Here is a 17,421-nt window from a genome sequence, read left to right as displayed (position 1 = left end):
ATCACGCCGCCTTCGCCACCTTGGCGAACCGCTCATCGACCTCACTGGGCGTGGCGGCGAACACGGTCCAGTCGCCATAGTAGATGCCGTCATATTCGACATAGTCGTCGAAGATGGTCAGGCGCCAATCACAGAGCGGACCCGCGACGTTGGACAATCCGCGTGCGCACCATTCGGCCATGACCGCCGGGAAGAATCGGTCCATGACATCGGGAGCCGCCGCGAACTTGACGTCGCACATATAGGTCGTGTGCACATAGGCGAGCGGGCCGATCACCGGTCCTTCGCTCCCCCAGTCTTCAAGATTTTCGTCGGGATCCTTGCGGCCGTGATAGAGATGCAGGTAGAGTCCGGGCGCCTCCGGGACAGGCGAGGTCGCGTCGGTGTCCCCGGCAGTATCGTGCGGCTCGCCAAGCACGCGCGCCGCAATCCAGTCCCGATAGCCAAGGCGTGTGTCGTCGTTCGCGATCTGGTATTTCCAATCCGCGAGCGGGTGGGCTGGATACTCGGTCCAGGCATCACGTTCCAGGTGAGGCGGGTCGCTCGGCGCGGACTGCCCGAGCGCCGCCGACAAGGCCTCGCTTGTCGAATGCATCTCGATGCGATCCGCGAAGATGGCGCACCAGCCGCCGCCAAACTCGCCCTCGCGAGGTTTGGAGCAGCTTTCCGACCATTCGAAACCGATAGCGGCGCGAAGAAGGGATTCGGCGCAGCACCGATGGATGACCGTTGCGACCGGGTCGGGCTGGAAGGTTGGCGTGCCATAGATATGCGCGATCTGACCGACCCCGTCGATCGACGCAGTTCCCGCCTCGAAACGGGCACCGAAATCGGGAAAATACGCATCGCAGAATATCGTGCCAAGGCCGCTCCACAGATCATCTTCGTCTTCAGGAGGAAAGAGTTCGAGGATTTTCGGGCTTGGCGCCGGTGCGACGATACCGCTCATCATGTCGCTGGCCGCCCCGAATATCTCCTTGAGCAGCGCCAGCTCGGCATCTGTGCAGGCGAAGCTGAAGCTTGCCTCGAGATAATGTTCAGCCATCGCCATTCTCCCGGCACAAGGACGGGCTTTCGCGGGTTCCGATGGACAAGGGCGGCAGAGCGAAATCGCCCGCTTGAAACCAGGCGCTCGCCGCAGCGATCGAACCAAGGTCGTTCAGCTCTCGTTGATTGAGGACGATCTGGTCAGCGTCATTTACCTCGTAGTGTCGGGGCGCCCGATCGCCCGTATGAACCGCGCGCTCGGGTCCGAATGCGCCGGAACACGCGTCCGAGCGCCGAACGAAGGCGATGCCGTGATTGCAGCAGAAGGCTTCGACACATTCGAACTGACCGCCGATCAGTTCATAGGCACAAACCTCCAGGATATGCCCGTCGGCAATATGGGAAAACTCGATCGAATTCCCTTCCCAATCGGCTTTCCCGCCATCGCATTCGATAGCTTCGAGAAGCGCGGGTATCAGATTGCGAGAAATCGTGCCGCCGATCCGGATCATGGCGGATGCCCGGTCTGCCATGGGAACCTCCATCTTCTTGGTGGTCGGCAGACAATTCCGCCGCCACTCCCCGCTCCACCCCCTTCCCTCCTCCGGAGAATTGCTTTCGCGGGGCGAGCATGGAGGCGCGTAGGTTCCGCGTTTGACGAGCCAAGTTCAGCAAGTCCCCCCTCGTCGAGAAGCTCGAATATGGTGCAATCGGTCGGCAAGGTCGCGGGCGGCATGCTCGCCCGGCTTCCAGCACGGGCATCGCGGTGTCGAAACCGTCGACGAACTGCCGGTCGACCTGCCCATAGGCCCGCGACATGACCCTCTCCCTATGAGAGGTTCGATTTCACTGTGGCGGCTCGGCGATGATGGTGCTCAGGATTTCATCGGCCTTTCCCGCCGGGAGGAAGAGCCGGGTCTTGTATGCAATCACCTCGCTGAACGCGCCGCGCGCTTTCAGCCATTCGCGGTCCTGAGGCCGGAAGTCCCGGATCTCGATCCGGCGGCTGTCGTTCACCATCGCCGACACGAGACGTGCGCCGTGCAGCCCAGGGATCAAGGCGCCGTCGCCATGCCGGGCAGCCTCGATCAGTTCGCCAGGCGTGAGCATGATCGAGGAAGTGAGGCCGAAAGCCGATTGCAGCTTCTCGATCGCCCCGGGCATGACGATGCGGCCGAGGATCGACGTCCCCGCCGCGTCGTCGATCCGCCAGACACGAACGTCGTCCTGCGGCAGTTTGTTCCAGACGGGGAGCAGGAGACCCGTTGCGACACTGATCGTCTCGATATCGACCTTGTCGAGCGCCTCGGTCACTTCGGCTTCCCAGAAGCTCTGGAAGCTCTTGCGGTCGATCTCCTCCCAGTGCGTGTGCGCGAGCCCGGCAAGCTGGATGCGGTTCGAACCTGTCGGGCGGACAAGCTCCATCATCTTGACGGGCCTCCCGTCGTCGTCGGTGATCGACCAGGACGGAACGCAAAGGGCGACGCGCCCGGAACGGCTGTTCCGCAGAGACCGGCCATCCGCGGAATCGCCCCAGATCTTGTCAAGGCGCGCCCACCCCGTGACGCGCGGTTTGAGGTGAAGCTCGAGGCGGAGCAGCCGGGTCTCGGCGCCGGATACCGGATCCTCCCTCAGCACCTGCTGCGAGAGCTCGACGATACGCTCGGCGCGGATCGCCTCGACGCCAAGATCAAGCGTGCCGGCCTCGCGAGCGGCGTCGACGCGGGCCTGGATGAGCCCCATATATTCCTCGAAAATGGCATCCTGGGTCGCGATGCGTAGCGCGAGGATGCGGTTCAGCCAGCGCTGGATCGGCGGCAGCTTGTCGAGCAGGGTTCCATTCTCGTCGACGAGCTTCAGGCCCGTGATAATCTGGAACTTCTCGAGACCGATGCTCGCGAGCTTGCCGGCATGGAGCAGATGATACCATTGGGTCAGCGCTTCGCGAGCATAGCTGCTTTCGAGATTATCCGCGGGGTCGAATAGATTCTGGCCGCCGGTCTGACGCTGGCCGCGCGTGAGCGCGCCGAGGGTATCGAGACGGCGCGCGATGGTGCTGATGAAGCGGCGTTCGCCCTTGCAGGTAGTCGTGACCGGCCGGAACACCGGCGGCTTCCACTGGTACGTCCGATGCGTGCGGCCGAGACCCTGGATCGCGATGTCGGCGCGCCAGCCCGGTTCGAGCAGGAAATGGATGCGCCGCTTGTTCGCGGTCGGACAATCCAGGTCGGCGTGATAGGAGCGCCCGGTGCCGCCCGCTTCCGAGAAGACGAGGATCGGCTTGCGTCCTGACATGAAGGCGTCGGTCTCGGCGATATTGGAACTGGCGCTGCGGCGCTCGAGCTTCTGTCGGCCTTGCCCGTCAATGACAACGCGACGGCTGCGGCCAGTGACTTCTGCGACCGCGTCGGTTCCGAAATGCGCGATAAGGAAGTCGAGCGCGGCCGGGACCGGCGGCATCGAACAGAGGCTTTCGACCAGATTATCGCGCGCCTCGACCGCTTCCTGGCAGAGGACAGCATTGCCGTCGCCATCGTGCATCGGCTCGGAGCGCAATGCTCCGTCGGATGAGCGAAAGGCGCGCATCTGACGCGTCGGGAAGGCTGTCTTCAGATAATCGATCAGCGTATCGAGCGGCGAGACGTCGATCGCGAGGTTGGCGCGTTCGTCCGGCGAAAGGCCCGCAAGGCGGCGCTCGAGGATCGCCTCGGCCGTGCTGGTCAATTGCACGACGGCGACATGGCCTGCTGCCAGCTCCTCCTCGATCGAACGAACGACGGTCGGCATTTTCATCGCGATCAGCACTTGGGAGAAGAAGCGCTGCTTGGCGCTCTCGAACCGGCTGAGCGCCGATCCCTTGGCCATGGCATTCATCGTCTCGCCCGACATGCGGTCGACAATGTTCGACGCCTTCAGCACCTCGTCGAGGTTCTGGTGAACGATCGCCCAGGCGTCGGCATAGGCATCGTAGATCTCTATCTGGTCGGGCGTCAGCCGATGCTCGAGCGGGTCATATTCTACGCCGGCGAAACTGAGCGCACGCGCCGTGTAGAGACCCATGGACTTGAGGTCGCGGGCGACGATTTCCATCGCCGCGATACCGCCGTCGGTCATCGCAGCGAGAAAAGCGTCGCGGTTCACGAAGGCCGTGTCGGGCCCCCAAAGCCCGAGCCGCGAGGCATAACTCAGATTCTCGGGCTTGGTGGCGCCGGTGGCCGATTCATAGACCACCCGGGCGCGCGGCAGTGCGTTCTGCAGGCGCACTCCGGCCAATCCCTGTTCAGACCCCTTGGCCTGGCGATATTCGTCTTTGGTGCCCGCCGCATTGCCCATCGAATGGGATTCGTCGAACAGGATCACGCCCTCGAAAGTGCCTTCCGCCCATTGGAGGATCTGCTGGAGACGTGAGCATTGATCGTGACGCTGCGAGCGGAGCGTCGCATAGGTGAGGAAGAGGATGCCGCTCGCCATGCCGATCGACTGCCCAAGCGGAAAGGCATCGAGCGGCTGGATGTCGATCGGAAGGCCGCCGAGCGCGGTCCAGTCGCGGCGCGCGTCTTCAAGGAGCGTCGCGCCCTTCGATATCCAGACGGCGCGGCGGTTGCCGCAGTTCCACTGGTCGCGGATGATAGCGGCGCCCTCGCGGCCCTTGCCGACGCCGGTGCCGTCGCCGATGAAGAAACCCATGCGATAGGCGTGCCCGTCGGCATCCTCGCGGAGTTGGTCGCCCGCCTCGTTGGGCACGAATCGGCCCGGCAGGTCGCGCGAGAAGGCATCGCCAGCATAGATGATCGCTTCGAGTTGGGCGTCGGACAGCGCGCTGCTTGCCCGCTTCTGGAAGAGCGGCCGATATCGCGGGATCGGCGGCAGCACCGACGCCATGGCAAGCGATTCCACGAGATTGTCCGGATGCGGCGTCGCGCCCGGTATATCGATGCGCGCAAGCCGCCAGGGAGCGTAGATGCCGACCGGATCGCCGACCGGAAGCGGCGCGTCGCGAACCGAGTAAGCAAGCGGCTCGGCGCGATCGTCCTTCGCGGCGATCCGCGACGGCGCGATGACCTTGGGGCTCGCGAGCCCGGAAAAGAGCGATGCCGATCCGGATTTGAGCGCCGGACGGAACGGGATCACCGCCGGGGTGGCCGGGGGCGGCTCATCGGACGATCCCAATCGCGGCGGGAGCGCGAGCACGATGGGCAGCGCCGCCTCGATCGAGTCGACGGTGTGGCGTTCGGTCTCGCCGATCCAGCCCTTGTCGAAGACGATCAGCCGAACGGCGATGCCGGTGCCATGCTTGACGTACGGGCGGCCGAGAATGGTGATCTCAACGCGCGGACGTCCGATCTCGGCGACCGAGACATAGCCGCGGGCACCGCTGCCGTCGTGCGCGAATCCCGGCGACATAATCGCAACGCAGCGTCCGCCGTCGGCAAGACGGAGGAGCGCGGAGCGAAGGTGGCGAGCGCCGGCATGGCGATCCTCGCCGCGGCCTTCGCTACGGCTGAAGGGCGGATTGATCAGGACGACGGTCGGACGGACATCCGTCGGCAGCCGGTCGTGAATGAATTCGGCATCGTGTGTGGTGACGTCGCTGTTCGTCACGAGAGCGAGCAGTGCGGCGCGGCAGGCATCGCGTTCGTTGAGCGTTACGGAGGCGCCCGTGGCGATCGCGCGGGCGGCGAGCATGCCGGTGCCCGCCGACGGTTCGAGCACATGGTCGTCGGCCGTAATCGCCGCTGCACGTGTCGCTAGCCAGCCCAGCGCGTCTGGCGTGCTGAACTGTTGCATCTCGACTTGATGCTCGCTGCGATAGGTCTGCGTTGGTAGCGCCTTCTCGAATGCAAGAATGGCTGCGAAGGCATCTTCGGGCGGGCAGTCCGGGTTCTGGTCTTCACCGAGCGACAACATGTTCGAAGCCTGCGCCGCTTCGAGCGCATCATAGGCGTCGCGCATCGACCAGTGTCCGTCGGCATCGGATCCGCCGAACGCCTCCGACATGAGCCCTTTGAGCAGCGAACGGGTGACCGAATGCGGGTCGGCGAGCCGGGATTGCAGAGCCCGCGCTACGCCGTGAAGACGCTCGGCCTTTTCCCGGGCGCTGGAATCAGGGGTCTCGGCGAGATTGAGAAGCGGAAGGGTCATGGAAGATCTCCTGAACGGGCTCCGGGGCACCTGCCCCCGCCGCACACAGCCCTCCCCCCTCTCCTCCAGGGTGGAAGGCGGCATGAAAAAGGGGCCGCGACGCGTGGTCACGGCCCCAATCGAGGTCGGCTTTGCCGGGTCAGGCCGCGTCGGCGATCGGTTCGTCCTCGTCGCCATCACCGACCGCTTCGTCGTCGAACGTTATTTCGGCGGCATCAGCAGGCTCCAGGTCGGCATCGTCGTTCGCCAGCGCAGCGACGGGATGCTCGAAGCGCATCGCGTCGGGAAGCCAGGCGAGCGCCTTTTCCTTGACGTCGGCTTCCACGATGATGTTGCCCGCGAAGAGCTGTTCGGCCGAGGATGCAAGGAGATCCTTCTTTGACGCGCCATAGCGTTGGCCGAGTTCGCTGCCGCCAATTTCCGCGAACAGGTCGAGGATCGTCGTCTTGGTGAGCCGCTTGAAGTAATTCTTCGCGGTCGGTCGCCACCAGGCGGCGACATCGATCCCGAGCTTGCAGCCGAGATGGTCGACGAAATCGCTGCCGGTCGTCTTGGCGGGCACGGCGTGGATCGTACGGGCGATCGCCCAACCCAGCCATGCCGCGCGTGCTTCCTCACCAAGCGCACAGAAGGCATCGTAGCGGCCAGTGACACCGGCATCGGGGTCGATCCAGCTCCGATCGAGTCCGGCTTCGAGCTTAGCCCATTCCTCGGCCGCCGTCGTGCCGCTCTCGAACCCGATGACGCGCGACGGCGCCGCATCGGCCCTCAGTTCGCTCGCGAGATCGCTCGCCCCGTAACGCCGCTGCGCGGCATCGACCATCACGAACGTCCCGAGATCGAGCGCGAACCGCGGGTCGCTGGCGACATGGACGCGGAGCAGTTCCGCCTTCATCGTTGCGAGTTCGTCAGCAAGCCGCTGGCTGATCGCGGGTTTGCCTGATGCTCCGCCAGGAGCCGCATCGTCGCGGTCATCGTCCGAGTCATCGGTTTCGCTCATCGCTTCGGGGGTTCGGTAGACCTGATGATGAACCCGGGGCTGGCCATCCTCACCGAGGACGACGAAGGCGAGCGCCGAGGCCTTCTGGTCATCGGACAACACCGGCGGACGATTCTGGATTTCACGGAGTTCGGATTCCAGATCGCGATAACGCTGTTCGTCATCATCGGTGATGCCGTCGTCGCTTTCGTTCGCGGCTTCGCCGATGATGGTCATTTCGGCCTCGATCTCGGCGCAGCGCGCTTCATCCTCTGCCGTGGGTGGCGGAATCTCTCCGCGAACCGGGCTCAGACCGTCAAGCTCGATGTAGGAGACGCGCGTCGTCGGCAGCGCACGGATTTCGCCAAAACCCTCACGTTCGCGGATAGCCTCGGCTTCGACCGCGAGTTTTTCATCCGTCAGCCGGTCGAGTATGTCACCGTCGATCCAGTTTTCGGACGCGCTGTCGGAGAAGAGGTCGGAGTCGATCCGTCCGCCCGCTTCGAGATAAGCTTCGCGGCCGACAAGCAGCGCCTTGGGGTCACCGCCGCGATAGCTGCCGGAGGCGAGCTCGCGCCGGATGGTGTAGACGTCGTCCCCGTAATAGCTGTCCTGATACTGCTCGAACACACGGGCCTGACGAACGGTGTCGGACGTGCTGCCATAGGCCTTGGCGACCTCGAGCGTGATGTCGCCCTTGCGGAGCGCCTCGAAGATCGTCTCGTGAAGATCGGCGAGACGAACGCGCCCGAGCACGAAACGCTCGGTCTTGCCGAACCGCGCGGCAACCTGCGCGGGGGTTTTGCCTTCCTTCTCGATCATATTCTTGAAGGCCGTGCATTCATCGGCGGCGGTCATCGGCAGCTTCTGGTTTTCAGCGAGGCTGAGCTCGATGGCGTTTTTCGCGTCCGGCATCACCATAACCGGCACGCAGAAGTCTTCGGGAAGCTGGCCCTTTTCGATCAGGGCATGAACCCGCGCGAGACGCCGGCCGCCGCCGAAAATGCTGTAGCTGTCCTTCTTGCGTTTTATTGCGGTGCCAATCAGGTTCTGGAGCACGAAGCCGGCTTGGCCGATCATCGCTTCCAGTTCGGCGTCGGCGTCGGAGTCGCTTTCCGTTCGGACATTCAGCGGGGAAGCGACGCAGTTACGCGCAAGCGCGTATACGATCGGATATGTCATAGTCCGTCTCCTGGCGGCGGAGGCCCGACCATCAGGCCACTCGGCGCCGCCAGTCCCCCACCCCCTTCCCTCCTTCCCGTAGGACATCGTTCCAGTCGTTCCGCCCGTGCCACGGCCAGATCGTGCCGATCTGCCGCCCGGGTGCCGTATAGGCCTCGGTTGCAAGCGGCACGGCCAAGCGTCCCGCATTGTCATTGTCGGGGAGCAGGATGAGGCGGTTCACGGATTTCGGGATGGCAACATGGGGGAGGCGTTCATTGCCGAGCGTCGCCCAGACCGGGATGCCGAGCAGAATCATCGCCGAAACCGCTGTCTCGACACCTTCGGCAATCCCAAGCGTCTCGGTGGCGGAAGCGAGCCGAACAGCACCGGCGCAGGGGTTGCCTAGCAGGCGTCGAGGATGGCGAAGGTCGCGTGCACGCCGCCCGCGGGCATCGAGAAAGGTCCTCTGGACGGCGAGCAGACCGGAATCGTCGGTAACGGCGGCGAGCATCGCCGGGCGAAACCGTGCCGCCTTGCCCTTGCCGAGCGGAGTTCGGTCGCAGAAGCGCAAAGAGTCGAGCGCGATGTGAATCGACCGATTGCGTAGGTAGGTCTCGGCGATAGTCCAATTTATCGGCCGTCCGACCCTCCAAAGATCGAAGGCGCGCTTTTGCAGCCATCGGTCGAGCTTGAACTGCTTGGCGATTCCATTGCCCTTTGCGCCCAAGGCATTCGGATCGAGCCGCCGAATGGCGCGCAGCACGTCGCGCGTGTCGCAGCCGGCAAAGCATTTGAACAAGAGTCGGGTGTCGCCAACGCGAACCGATAGGCTCGGCGTTCGGTCATCGTGGGCTGGGCAGCGACACATTCCAGTCGACCCCTGCCAGAAACCGCCAAGGCCCCTGACCAGTGCGGCCCCGGCAGCCTCCAATTCGGAATCATGGAGAGTCGAAAGGGCAACAGACATTGGAATTCTCGCAATCAGATCAGACTTCGCTCAAGCTCCCCCTCTCTCCTGCCGTGCTTTTCGCGGCCACCTGGTGACGAAGTCACGCGGCGCGGCGACACCGCTCAACGGCACGATCCTGCCCTGATTATTGTGAGGTGGCGTAGCAACCGGCACGCTTGCGATGGCGAATGCTGCGTTGGAACCGCGCTCGCGACATTGATCCATCCCGAGGACAAGGAAAATGCAGGATCTCGATTTGTCACGGTCCGAAATCGTCTTCATGGAGCCATTGACCGTGCGGATTCCGACCGCAGTCGAACTGACAGGGCTCAGTCGGTCAAGAATCTACGAGTTGATCGTGTCCGGCGACCTTGAGGTCGTCAAAGTCGGCCGGTCCACGCTGGTCCTCTATACGAGCCTCAAGGCCCTGATCGGCCGCTAGGCGGTCGAGGTCGCACTCTTGCCGAAGGCGGGGCGCAGAATTTGCGCCCCATCGCGCAGCTCGTCGAGATAATCGGACCAATGCTGCATCATGCGAACACGTTCGTCCCAATATTCGCCGCGGGTGTAGACCCGGCGCGTCGCATTGGCATCGAGATGTGCCAGTTGCCTTTCGATCGCATCCGGGTGCCACATTCCCATCTGATTGAGGAGAGTGGCGGCCGTCGCGCGGAATCCATGAGCCGTCATCTCCTCACGGCTGTAGCCCAGCCGCCGAAGCGCGGCGCTGACAGTATTCTCCGACATGCAACGGCGGGGCGTCCGAAAGGACGGAAAGAGGTATCTCCCATGGCCGGTAAGGGCGTGGAGCTCTTCGAGCATCGCAAGAACTTGCCGTGACAGGGGGACGCAAAGCGAGCGGCGCATTTTCATCTTCTCTGCCGGGATCGACCAGACGGCATCATGGGAATCAATCTCCGCCCATTCTGCCTGGCGCAGTTCGCCCGGTCTGACGAAAAGATGCGGCGTCAATCGAAGCGCGACCGCGGTGAGCTCGTGACCAGCGTAGCCATCGATCGCGCGGAGCAGCGCGCCGACTTCCTTCGGGGCCGTGATGGCGGCGTGGTGCTTCACCTTCGGAGTGATCAGCGCACCACGGAGATCGGCCGCCAGATCGCGGTCGGCCCTTGCGGTCGCAATGGCGTAGCGGAACACTCGGCTAATCACGCTCCGCATGCGCCGCGCGCTTTCATATCGGCCGTTCGCCTCGACTTTACGGAGAACGGCCAGGATTTCCTGCGCGGTGAGTTTCGATATCGGGCGACTGCCGATCATCGGTTCGGCGATGTCGAGGAGCCATCGCACCTTCCGAAGCGTGACTGGCGCGCGCTCTTCTCGTTCGATTTTCACCAGCCATTCCTCGGCGATCGCCTTGAACGTATTGTCCTGCGCGATCTTCTGGGTGATCCGCGCGACCTTCTTCTCCGCTGCGGGATCAAGCCCGGCGACAAGCTTCTTGCGCGCCTCGTCGCGAAGTTCCCGAGCGGACGCGATGCCGACATCGGGCCACGACCCGAAATACAGCGTCTTTTGCCGTTCGAGATAGCGATAGTTCATTCGCCAGACTTTTGCGCCGCTCGGCCTGACCACGAGGTACAGGGCGTCGGCGTCAGCCATTTTATAGGCTTTTTCCTTGGGCTTAGCGTTCGAAATCTGGATGTGGGTAAGCGACATGATGGTTTCACCTTCGATAGGCTGACCGAAACCATCAAAAACACCATCAAAGCTGATGGTACGCTGATGGTTCCGGCTGGATCAGCCTGGATTCCACTCAGCGAGTCTCATCGAAAAAGCGGTGAGAAACCAGCCGCTTACTGGACGTCCTCGGACATTCCGAGGAGAACAGATGGTGCCCAGAAGAGGACCCGCATCGAATAATTTTTTCTGTGTTATAACAGCAACATAGACGATGTGGTTTTTGCGAAGGCCCGCACAAAAGCCCGCATTTCGGTGTGGTTTAGAGGTTCGAGTCTTTTGCTAGGACTCGAATCTTCAAAAAATGGCGGATTTCCGCCATTTTTGCACCGTGAACAAAAGCAGAAAATCTAGCCTTGTAGGGACCGAAAGGCCCGCAGAAAACCGTTCATGAAGCGTTCCAACTTGGCCCGCGTACTCTCAGGCGATCTCGTCCAACACGCGATTGGAATGGATAGTCTGGCGGCTGTGATCGGCAGGCCTGGCCCAATTACCTACGCCGGGGTGAGAGCCCCAGAAAACGATGCGGGGTCCAGGCCTGCCCCTCCGTCAGGAGGAACTTGTCATGTGCGAGCCGGGTCAAAGGAGGATCCAGACTTCCACATGTGAAGCATGACGACCGCCAGCTTTCGAGCCACAGCAACCCTGGCTTTCGACAAGCCTACTTTCTTCCTCAGTGTCAGCCCCCATGCCTGCAGTGCGCTTTCCGTCTTTGTCGAGCACAGCAAGACGGTGGCAGCCGAAACCAGGTGAGTCCGCGTGAGCTTGCTACCGAACCTGCTGATCCGGCCGACCCGGGCGAGAACGCCCGACTGATGGATTGTTGGGGTCAATCCGAAATAGGGGCCAACATCGCGGGTTCGCTGAAAGCGCGACGGATCGCCGATGGCGCTGTAAAAGGACAAGGCGGTGATTGGACCGACGCCAGGGACGGTCATGAGGTTTGAACAAACCGGATGAGCAAGAGCTGCCGCACGGAGCCGCTTGTCCATTCCTGCAATATGCGAACGAAGGTTTTCCGCAATCGAAATGAGCGGCCGGACGTCGGCATCGACATCGAGCCCGTCCGCCCGCAGAATTTCCAGCTGATCTTCGATGCCGCTCGCGAGCCTGCCAACCCCGCTGCTCGTCTTCAGCTTTCCTCCGTGCAAACGGACGATGGACTGAACCAGGGCGTCGATCTTCATGCGCTGCTGAATGAGGTTCTTGCGGACATTGAGGAGGCTGCGCAAGTTCTGACAGTCGAGTGGCTTTACGAAGACCTCTGCCCCGATGGTGCGTCCGACGCGGCCGAGCTCCGCAAGCCCTCTCGCATCGTTGGAGTCAGTCTTCTGCCGCCGGATAGCGAGGAACTTGGAGGCACGACGAACCTCAGCGACATAGACGGGAAAGCCCTGAGCCTGGAGTTCACGCACCATGTGAGTGCCTACGCCCGCTTCGATGGTGATGCGCTGCACCGCTTCGACACCAAATGGGCGCAGGATATCCTTTATCTGGCCAGCATGCGTTTCTCGTTTTCCTTCGAACAGGATTTCACCGAATTCGTCGATGAGGCACACTGCTGTTTCCGCAACTCCGGTATCCAAACCAACCCAGTACCTCCGACCTGCCAACACTATCCTCCATGAAAACATAGCATTTTGGCGCGGCGTCATTTAATCTCGCGGCAGGAGCCCTGCAAACTTCCGACGTCCGCAAACCAATGTGAGGGTAGCAATCGGAAATGGATTCGCCGAATGGGATTGCTCCTTCGAATTACGAAACATGTTCTAGGAAATCGTAGGAATGGCCAAGCTCGATCCTCGCCGCGCGCTCGACGAGCTAATCAAGGAACGGGGCGAATCTTATTCGTCAGTCTCGCGCCTGCTGAGCCGGAATGCGGCCTACATCCAACAGTTCATCAAGCGGGGTAGCCCGGCGCATCTCGACGACAGCGACATCGCGCAGCTGTCGGTTCATTTTGGCGTCCCCGCCGCTGTCTTTGGCGGAGACGAGGTTCCGGAAAGCGCGGGGCTATCGACGATTGCGATCCCGGTTCTTGGCGCCACCGATGCTGACGATAGCCTTGGGCGTGTCCGTCTGGTCGACGAGGCATGGCTGCGCAGTCTCAGTCACAAGCCGACGGGAGTTTCGATCGTCAGAATCGAAGGCGACGCGATGTATCCGACATTGCGGGATGGCGATGAGGTGCTGATTCAGCGCTATCTCGCCAACGAAAATCCTCGCGACGGACTCTACGTCATCCGAGCCGATACCGGATTGCTGGTACGAAGGATCGCGCTCGAACCGGCGCGAAACCGCATCGCCGTACTGACTGACAATCCAAACTATCCCAACTGGGATGGACTAATCAGAAACGCGATACAGATCGTAGGGCGCGTCATCTGGATCGGCATGCAGCTAGCGTGAATCCGCCGGCTCGAGCGTTGCCCCGTCAGAGCGAGGCGCACGACCGCTCAATCCTCGGCGCCGGTTGACCACTTGAGGCGGATCTTCAGGCCATTCAAATGGGTCCAAGGCAAGATGCCGCTGTGTTGAAGCATGCCGACGACAATGCCTGGCGCGATACCCTGGCTGTCAGCAAAGTCGAGAACCGCCCGTTCGCTGCGCGGTTCGGTTGCGACGAACTGTCTCCACGCGGAAGTCGGAACGAGAGTGTTGCAGGCCCATGCATCGGCCTCCTTTTCCTCGTCGGTGCCATCGCGCGACTTGTCATCGACGAAAACGTTCTTCTTGCTGTGGAGCAGAATGTGCGCGGCTTCGTGAAAGAAGCTGAACCACAAATGGTCGTCTGATTTATGGCGTGCACTGAGCTGGATCACGGGCTTACGAGGCGAAATCCACCATGCGGCGCCACTAAGCGCGGTCTTTGCAAGCGGCGGCACTAAAGCGACTGCGACACCGGCCTCGTTGCAGAGCGCGCGCACAAGGGGAACGGCTCGCTCGACGGGTTCACGCGTGAGGGCACGGATCTGCTTCAACGCCAGCTTGAACTGCGTTTCGCTATAATCTGCACACTCCTGCTGCTCCGCATCGAGTTCGCCGAGACGCAGCCAGGTCGCGAGCGCAACTTCATTGCTTTTGAACGACGGTGAGTGCCGATAGGCAACCTTCGCCAAGCCGTACTGGCTATTCCAAGCGTCGAGCGATCCTACGCCGAAGAACGCAAGCAGCTTCGAGACCGCGTCGACGGGATTGACGGGCTTTGGGAAGCAGCGGCGCTTTACCAAGTCATTGATGGGGAATGTCTTCGACCAGGCGATAGCGTCCTTTGCCCGTGCTGCGTCAGCCTCACGGGCTCGATGGAGCTGGTAACCGGACTCGATCGAGAGCCACAGATCGGCGTCAACTCCGAGAACCTTCTCGAACTGGATTGCAGTTTCCGGTTCAAGTGGTGCCTTGCCGGCAATAATCTCGCTGATGAGCTTGGCCGAGCGCCCGCATCGCCGAGCGAACTCAGCTTGTGACATGCCATGGACTTCCAGGCGTTCTTCGAGGATCCAGCCGGGTGGAACGGCATAGTCCGGTCGGAACTGATTGGCTGCGGTCGCCATCGTTGCATTCTCCATCAGTGATAATCGACCACTTCGATGATCGTTATCGCTGTCACCTTGGTTAGATCGATTCCCCCGTCTTCGTTGCGAGGGATTGGATCATGGTTCACTTCAAAAATCAGTCGCTTGGGATGAACCAAGTCGACTGCAAACTGCTCGTCCCGGTGCTCGGTCAGCTGATGCCTTCGTTCGGGAGGCGTAACCGGCACCAGACTCAGGTCGCGCGAAGCACGAAGCACCGTCATGCGCTTCATGATCGCCTTGGCCATGGGTGTCCCATAGGCTTTGAGCAATTCTGCCTGCGCATTGAAGGTCTTCTCGAGCTTGCGCTTTCGAAAATCGATATCCAAGAGAATGGCTCATTTTCGTTACCTAATAGGTAACGCCTTAACGGAGGCTTGCTGATTGCGCAAGGGAGGGTGCGGTCGAGCTATTGCTGACTTGGCGTCGACCCGAGACAGGCGACCTTGCCTCCATGATTACGTCTGTTCGCTTTTCCATCTTAAGGCGTGAATAGGCCTGCCGGCTCCGCATAGCTTTTGATCGTCCGTTCGGGCCGCTCATGCCAGCCGATGTTGAACGCCCAATAGGTCGGAAAGAAATACAGCGTCGAATAAGGCAGATTCTCGTGAATCCATCGCGCCAGGATCCGCCAATCACCTGGCTCCTGATTGTTCGCCCAGAAACTGGGAACGACTACGCAGGCCATCGCCCCCAAGCAGCCTCCGGCGTCAAGGCGATCCCAAATGTGTCCGGCGTAGTTGCTCTCGTTGGACGCGCAGGTGTAGCCAGCCTTCTTCTTGCGCTGCATTTCGTTGCAGAAGCCGTTCACCTCGCACGAGCGGTAAGCCGAGCGGATCGCGATCCGCCCCCACTGATCCTGCAGTGGCTCGAGCAGGTCCTCGCACAGCCGCTTGCCCGCCTTAATGGCTAGGTCCGGGTCATCGGGCGCGTTGTTGAGCCCGTGGACCATGGCCACTTCCGAATAGAGCATATCACGCATGAAGAAGGATTTCGACAGCTGTACCCGGCCCAATTCCGTGAGCGCAGGAACGGTTCGTGCCGTCCCGAGCCGCTTGATCGCCCCTCCGTTTGGCTCCGCTACCCATCCGATCCGCAGCGCAACGCCGTCGCAGACCTTTGCCGGAGTGATTGCGCCGACTGGCGCATCTGGAAAACCCATGGCCTCGGCAAAGGCCCGGTAGTCGTCAAACCAAGAGCGTTTCGGGCAAAAGCTCTGAACGATCATCGCTGCATCGCGCGCGCAATAGCGTTGGGCTTCGATGACTGCGGAGGCCGTGCGGTGAATGAGTTGGTATCGAATTTTCCCGACCGTCGCCGGATCGAGATCGAGATTTCGGCATAGCCGCTCCAGGCGTGCCGGGCGTGCGGTCGCATCCCCTTTTGCTTCTGAAAGCCACTCCTGGACTGTCGGGCCGAAAGTCTCGTCCACTTTCGCCTCGACGGCCAGAACACCAAGGTGCCTATTAAGACGAAGGATCGCCATGAGGTCGGTCTGACTCGGTCGCTGACCATCACCAAGGTCGACCGGGCGCTCAAAAAACGCATCGACCAATGTAGCTCCCTTGAACGCGGGGTCATGATTGAGAGCCGATTTCACTGAAGGCGGAAGCCCGTTCACAGAAAACCAGAGATCAGCCACCGATTTGGCAGAACGACCTGGCTGCCAATGCGTTGGAGATCCGAGGTGATGGATCACGTCTTCGGGTCGCAATACCGGGACATGCAGGCGGCGGATGGTCGATTCACTTTGCATGGCGCCGAGCTCCTTTTCTTCCAGCATCATGTCAACAGCAGGCAATAGGCTCACGGCCATACGACGAGCTCGCCTTGAGATGTTAAGAGATCCAAAAGGCCAGCGTGCCACATAGAAAGTCGCACGATGTCGGAAGTGAAGATATCCTCGGCGCGCAGGACCGCGAGCGTAAAATAGGGCAATGACACGATCTCACCACACGGACCTAGCGGAACGCTATTTTCTTGAGGACCTCCCCGGCGCCACTCAACTGGGCGCCCGGTTAAACGGGATTCTCTTGAGGATCGATGCAGGCGAGCAGGTGGCCACGCTACAGCGGCAGTTTCTCGCCACGACCGGCCTGCATGCACTCGTCACCTTGACGGACGGTAAGGCAACCCTGGGAGAGTTTCAGGCCGCGGCCGAGCAGGAGCAAGCCGCGCGCATTGAAGAGGCTTCGGTCAAGGCCGTGAAGGATGCGGCAGAATTGGCGGAACGCGCTGATGCCAGAGCCGCTGCGGTCAAGGCAACCTTCGCCGCCATGGCTAATGACCCCGCCCTCCGTCGAAATCGAGAGGCCAAGGAACTGCGGCAACGCTTCGGCGTGGGATATATCGAAAGCGAAGATTATCGGCGCGTGATGGCGCTACTCAGGCAGGTCGCCACCGGGCAACGCCTCACTGTCGAGGACCTCGCATGGCTCAAGACCGAGGCCGATTACTGCTGGACCGACGAACTGCAGAGAGCCTGGCATGCGTTGGAAGCCGAAGCCCTGACCAAAGCATGGGAAAGCAGCGGTGATCCCTGGAATGCCGTGAATGCGAGCGGGCATTGGCGTAAGGCTGGTGAACCGGAGCGAGCTTTGCGTCTGACCGACGCGGCCTTGGCAAAGGTCGGATCAAATCCCAAACTTAGGTCGGCCTTGGCGACAACGCGTGGCGGAGCAATGCGTGACCTGCGCCGCCTCGACGAGGCGAAGGCACTGGCAAGCGAAGCGCATCAACTGACCTCAAGCGACTATAGACCATGCACTTTGTTGGGCGCTGTCCACATCGAGCTTGGGGACCTCCCTGCGGGGCACGAATGGTATGCAAAGGCCGAGACCCTAGCACTACTTTGGCAGAAGTTTGGTTGACCTTGCGTTCAAGAGGCATCCGCAGCGAGGACATTGGGGCGGTGGAGAGCGTGACAGGTG

Annotated in this window: 13 protein-coding genes; 3 read left to right on the top strand and 10 right to left on the bottom strand. The window is 61.6% G+C overall.

Annotated elements, in window-relative coordinates:
• Position 1: 1 nt before the first annotated feature.
• The 5 genes from QOL79_RS15580 to QOL79_RS15560 form a co-directional block, all read right to left on the bottom strand.
• Positions 2-1,045 carry a hypothetical protein gene (locus QOL79_RS15580; protein ID WP_054588745.1) on the bottom strand — a complete coding sequence of 348 codons (1,044 nt, stop codon included), beginning with the start codon at positions 1,043-1,045 and terminating at the stop codon, positions 2-4.
• Positions 1,038-1,520 (bottom strand): hypothetical protein, encoded by a 483-nt coding sequence (locus QOL79_RS15575; protein WP_062769979.1) that lies wholly within the window; start codon positions 1,518-1,520, stop codon positions 1,038-1,040. The genes QOL79_RS15580 and QOL79_RS15575 overlap by 8 nt, the downstream gene beginning before the upstream one ends.
• A gap of 313 nt (positions 1,521-1,833) precedes the next feature.
• Positions 1,834-6,129, bottom strand: a complete 4,296-nt coding sequence (locus tag QOL79_RS15570) for a strawberry notch family protein (protein ID WP_283420066.1) — start codon at positions 6,127-6,129, stop codon at positions 1,834-1,836.
• Between the two features lie 139 nt (positions 6,130-6,268).
• Entirely contained in the window at positions 6,269-8,290 is a 2,022-nt protein-coding gene (locus QOL79_RS15565) for a ParB/RepB/Spo0J family partition protein (protein WP_054588748.1), read from the bottom strand.
• A 31-nt stretch (positions 8,291-8,321) separates the two neighbouring features.
• The gene (locus QOL79_RS15560; RefSeq protein ID WP_235588038.1) at positions 8,322-9,035 is read right to left on the bottom strand and encodes a DUF7146 domain-containing protein; all 714 of its coding nucleotides are present in this window, start codon (positions 9,033-9,035) and stop codon (positions 8,322-8,324) included.
• Positions 9,036-9,462: 427 nt separating this feature from the next.
• Here QOL79_RS15560 and QOL79_RS15555 point away from each other — a divergent pair, with 427 nt between their 5' ends.
• Entirely contained in the window at positions 9,463-9,663 is a 201-nt protein-coding gene (locus QOL79_RS15555; protein ID WP_054588750.1) for a MerR family transcriptional regulator, read from the top strand.
• Here the strand turns inward: QOL79_RS15555 and QOL79_RS15550 are convergent.
• Together QOL79_RS15550 and QOL79_RS15545 are read right to left on the bottom strand one after the other, a co-directional pair.
• Positions 9,660-10,895, bottom strand: coding sequence for a tyrosine-type recombinase/integrase (locus QOL79_RS15550; RefSeq protein WP_054588751.1), 1,236 nt, complete (start codon positions 10,893-10,895; stop codon positions 9,660-9,662). The two genes, QOL79_RS15555 and QOL79_RS15550, sit on opposite strands and share 4 nt — an antisense overlap.
• A gap of 584 nt (positions 10,896-11,479) precedes the next feature.
• Positions 11,480-12,550 carry an IS110 family RNA-guided transposase gene (locus QOL79_RS15545; RefSeq protein WP_223806618.1) on the bottom strand — a complete coding sequence of 357 codons (1,071 nt, stop codon included), beginning with the start codon at positions 12,548-12,550 and terminating at the stop codon, positions 11,480-11,482.
• Positions 12,551-12,701: 151 nt separating this feature from the next.
• Here QOL79_RS15545 and QOL79_RS15540 point away from each other — a divergent pair, with 151 nt between their 5' ends.
• On the top strand, positions 12,702-13,325 hold the full coding sequence (locus QOL79_RS15540; RefSeq protein ID WP_124809296.1) for a S24 family peptidase: 624 nt from the start codon (positions 12,702-12,704) through the stop codon (positions 13,323-13,325).
• Between the two features lie 47 nt (positions 13,326-13,372).
• Here QOL79_RS15540 and QOL79_RS15535 read toward each other — a convergent pair whose 3' ends face one another.
• The 3 genes from QOL79_RS15535 to QOL79_RS15525 form a co-directional block, all read right to left on the bottom strand.
• Positions 13,373-14,470: a HigA family addiction module antitoxin gene (locus QOL79_RS15535; protein WP_164975688.1), complete on the bottom strand. Its 1,098-nt coding sequence runs from the start codon at positions 14,468-14,470 to the stop codon at positions 13,373-13,375.
• Positions 14,471-14,484: 14 nt separating this feature from the next.
• Entirely contained in the window at positions 14,485-14,820 is a 336-nt protein-coding gene (locus tag QOL79_RS15530) for a killer suppression protein HigA (protein ID WP_124809294.1), read from the bottom strand.
• Between the two features lie 152 nt (positions 14,821-14,972).
• On the bottom strand, positions 14,973-16,277 hold the full coding sequence (locus tag QOL79_RS15525; protein WP_225011210.1) for a DUF6946 family protein: 1,305 nt from the start codon (positions 16,275-16,277) through the stop codon (positions 14,973-14,975).
• Positions 16,278-16,428: 151 nt separating this feature from the next.
• Between QOL79_RS15525 and QOL79_RS15520 the strand changes: the two genes are divergently transcribed.
• Entirely contained in the window at positions 16,429-17,361 is a 933-nt protein-coding gene (locus QOL79_RS15520; RefSeq protein ID WP_129405073.1) for a tetratricopeptide repeat protein, read from the top strand.
• Positions 17,362-17,421: the final 60 nt, after the last annotated feature.

Origin of the sequence: Sphingopyxis sp. Geo48 (genome assembly GCF_949769155.1) — a bacterium.
In the GTDB taxonomy this organism is placed as follows: Bacteria; Pseudomonadota; Alphaproteobacteria; order Sphingomonadales; family Sphingomonadaceae; genus Sphingopyxis.
The sequence above is the reverse complement of the archived record's forward strand: the minus strand, read 5'-3'. Positions and strand labels throughout refer to the sequence as shown.

What these genes read in the sequence shown, in the direction of transcription:
- QOL79_RS15580 (WP_054588745.1), bottom strand. Translation starts at nt 1,045, where the DNA reads ATGGCTGAACATTATCTCGAGGCAAGCTTCAGCTTCGCCTGCACAGAT.
- QOL79_RS15575 (WP_062769979.1), bottom strand. Translation starts at nt 1,520, where the DNA reads ATGGCAGACCGGGCATCCGCCATGATCCGGATCGGCGGCACGATTTCT.
- QOL79_RS15570 (WP_283420066.1), bottom strand. Translation starts at nt 6,129, where the DNA reads ATGACCCTTCCGCTTCTCAATCTCGCCGAGACCCCTGATTCCAGCGCC.
- QOL79_RS15565 (WP_054588748.1), bottom strand. Translation starts at nt 8,290, where the DNA reads ATGACATATCCGATCGTATACGCGCTTGCGCGTAACTGCGTCGCTTCC.
- QOL79_RS15555 (WP_054588750.1), top strand. Translation starts at nt 9,463, where the DNA reads ATGCAGGATCTCGATTTGTCACGGTCCGAAATCGTCTTCATGGAGCCA.
- QOL79_RS15550 (WP_054588751.1), bottom strand. Translation starts at nt 10,895, where the DNA reads ATGTCGCTTACCCACATCCAGATTTCGAACGCTAAGCCCAAGGAAAAA.
- QOL79_RS15545 (WP_223806618.1), bottom strand. Translation starts at nt 12,550, where the DNA reads ATGTTTTCATGGAGGATAGTGTTGGCAGGTCGGAGGTACTGGGTTGGT.
- QOL79_RS15540 (WP_124809296.1), top strand. Translation starts at nt 12,702, where the DNA reads ATGGCCAAGCTCGATCCTCGCCGCGCGCTCGACGAGCTAATCAAGGAA.
- QOL79_RS15535 (WP_164975688.1), bottom strand. Translation starts at nt 14,470, where the DNA reads ATGGCGACCGCAGCCAATCAGTTCCGACCGGACTATGCCGTTCCACCC.
- QOL79_RS15525 (WP_225011210.1), bottom strand. Translation starts at nt 16,277, where the DNA reads ATGATGCTGGAAGAAAAGGAGCTCGGCGCCATGCAAAGTGAATCGACC.
- QOL79_RS15520 (WP_129405073.1), top strand. Translation starts at nt 16,429, where the DNA reads ATGACACGATCTCACCACACGGACCTAGCGGAACGCTATTTTCTTGAG.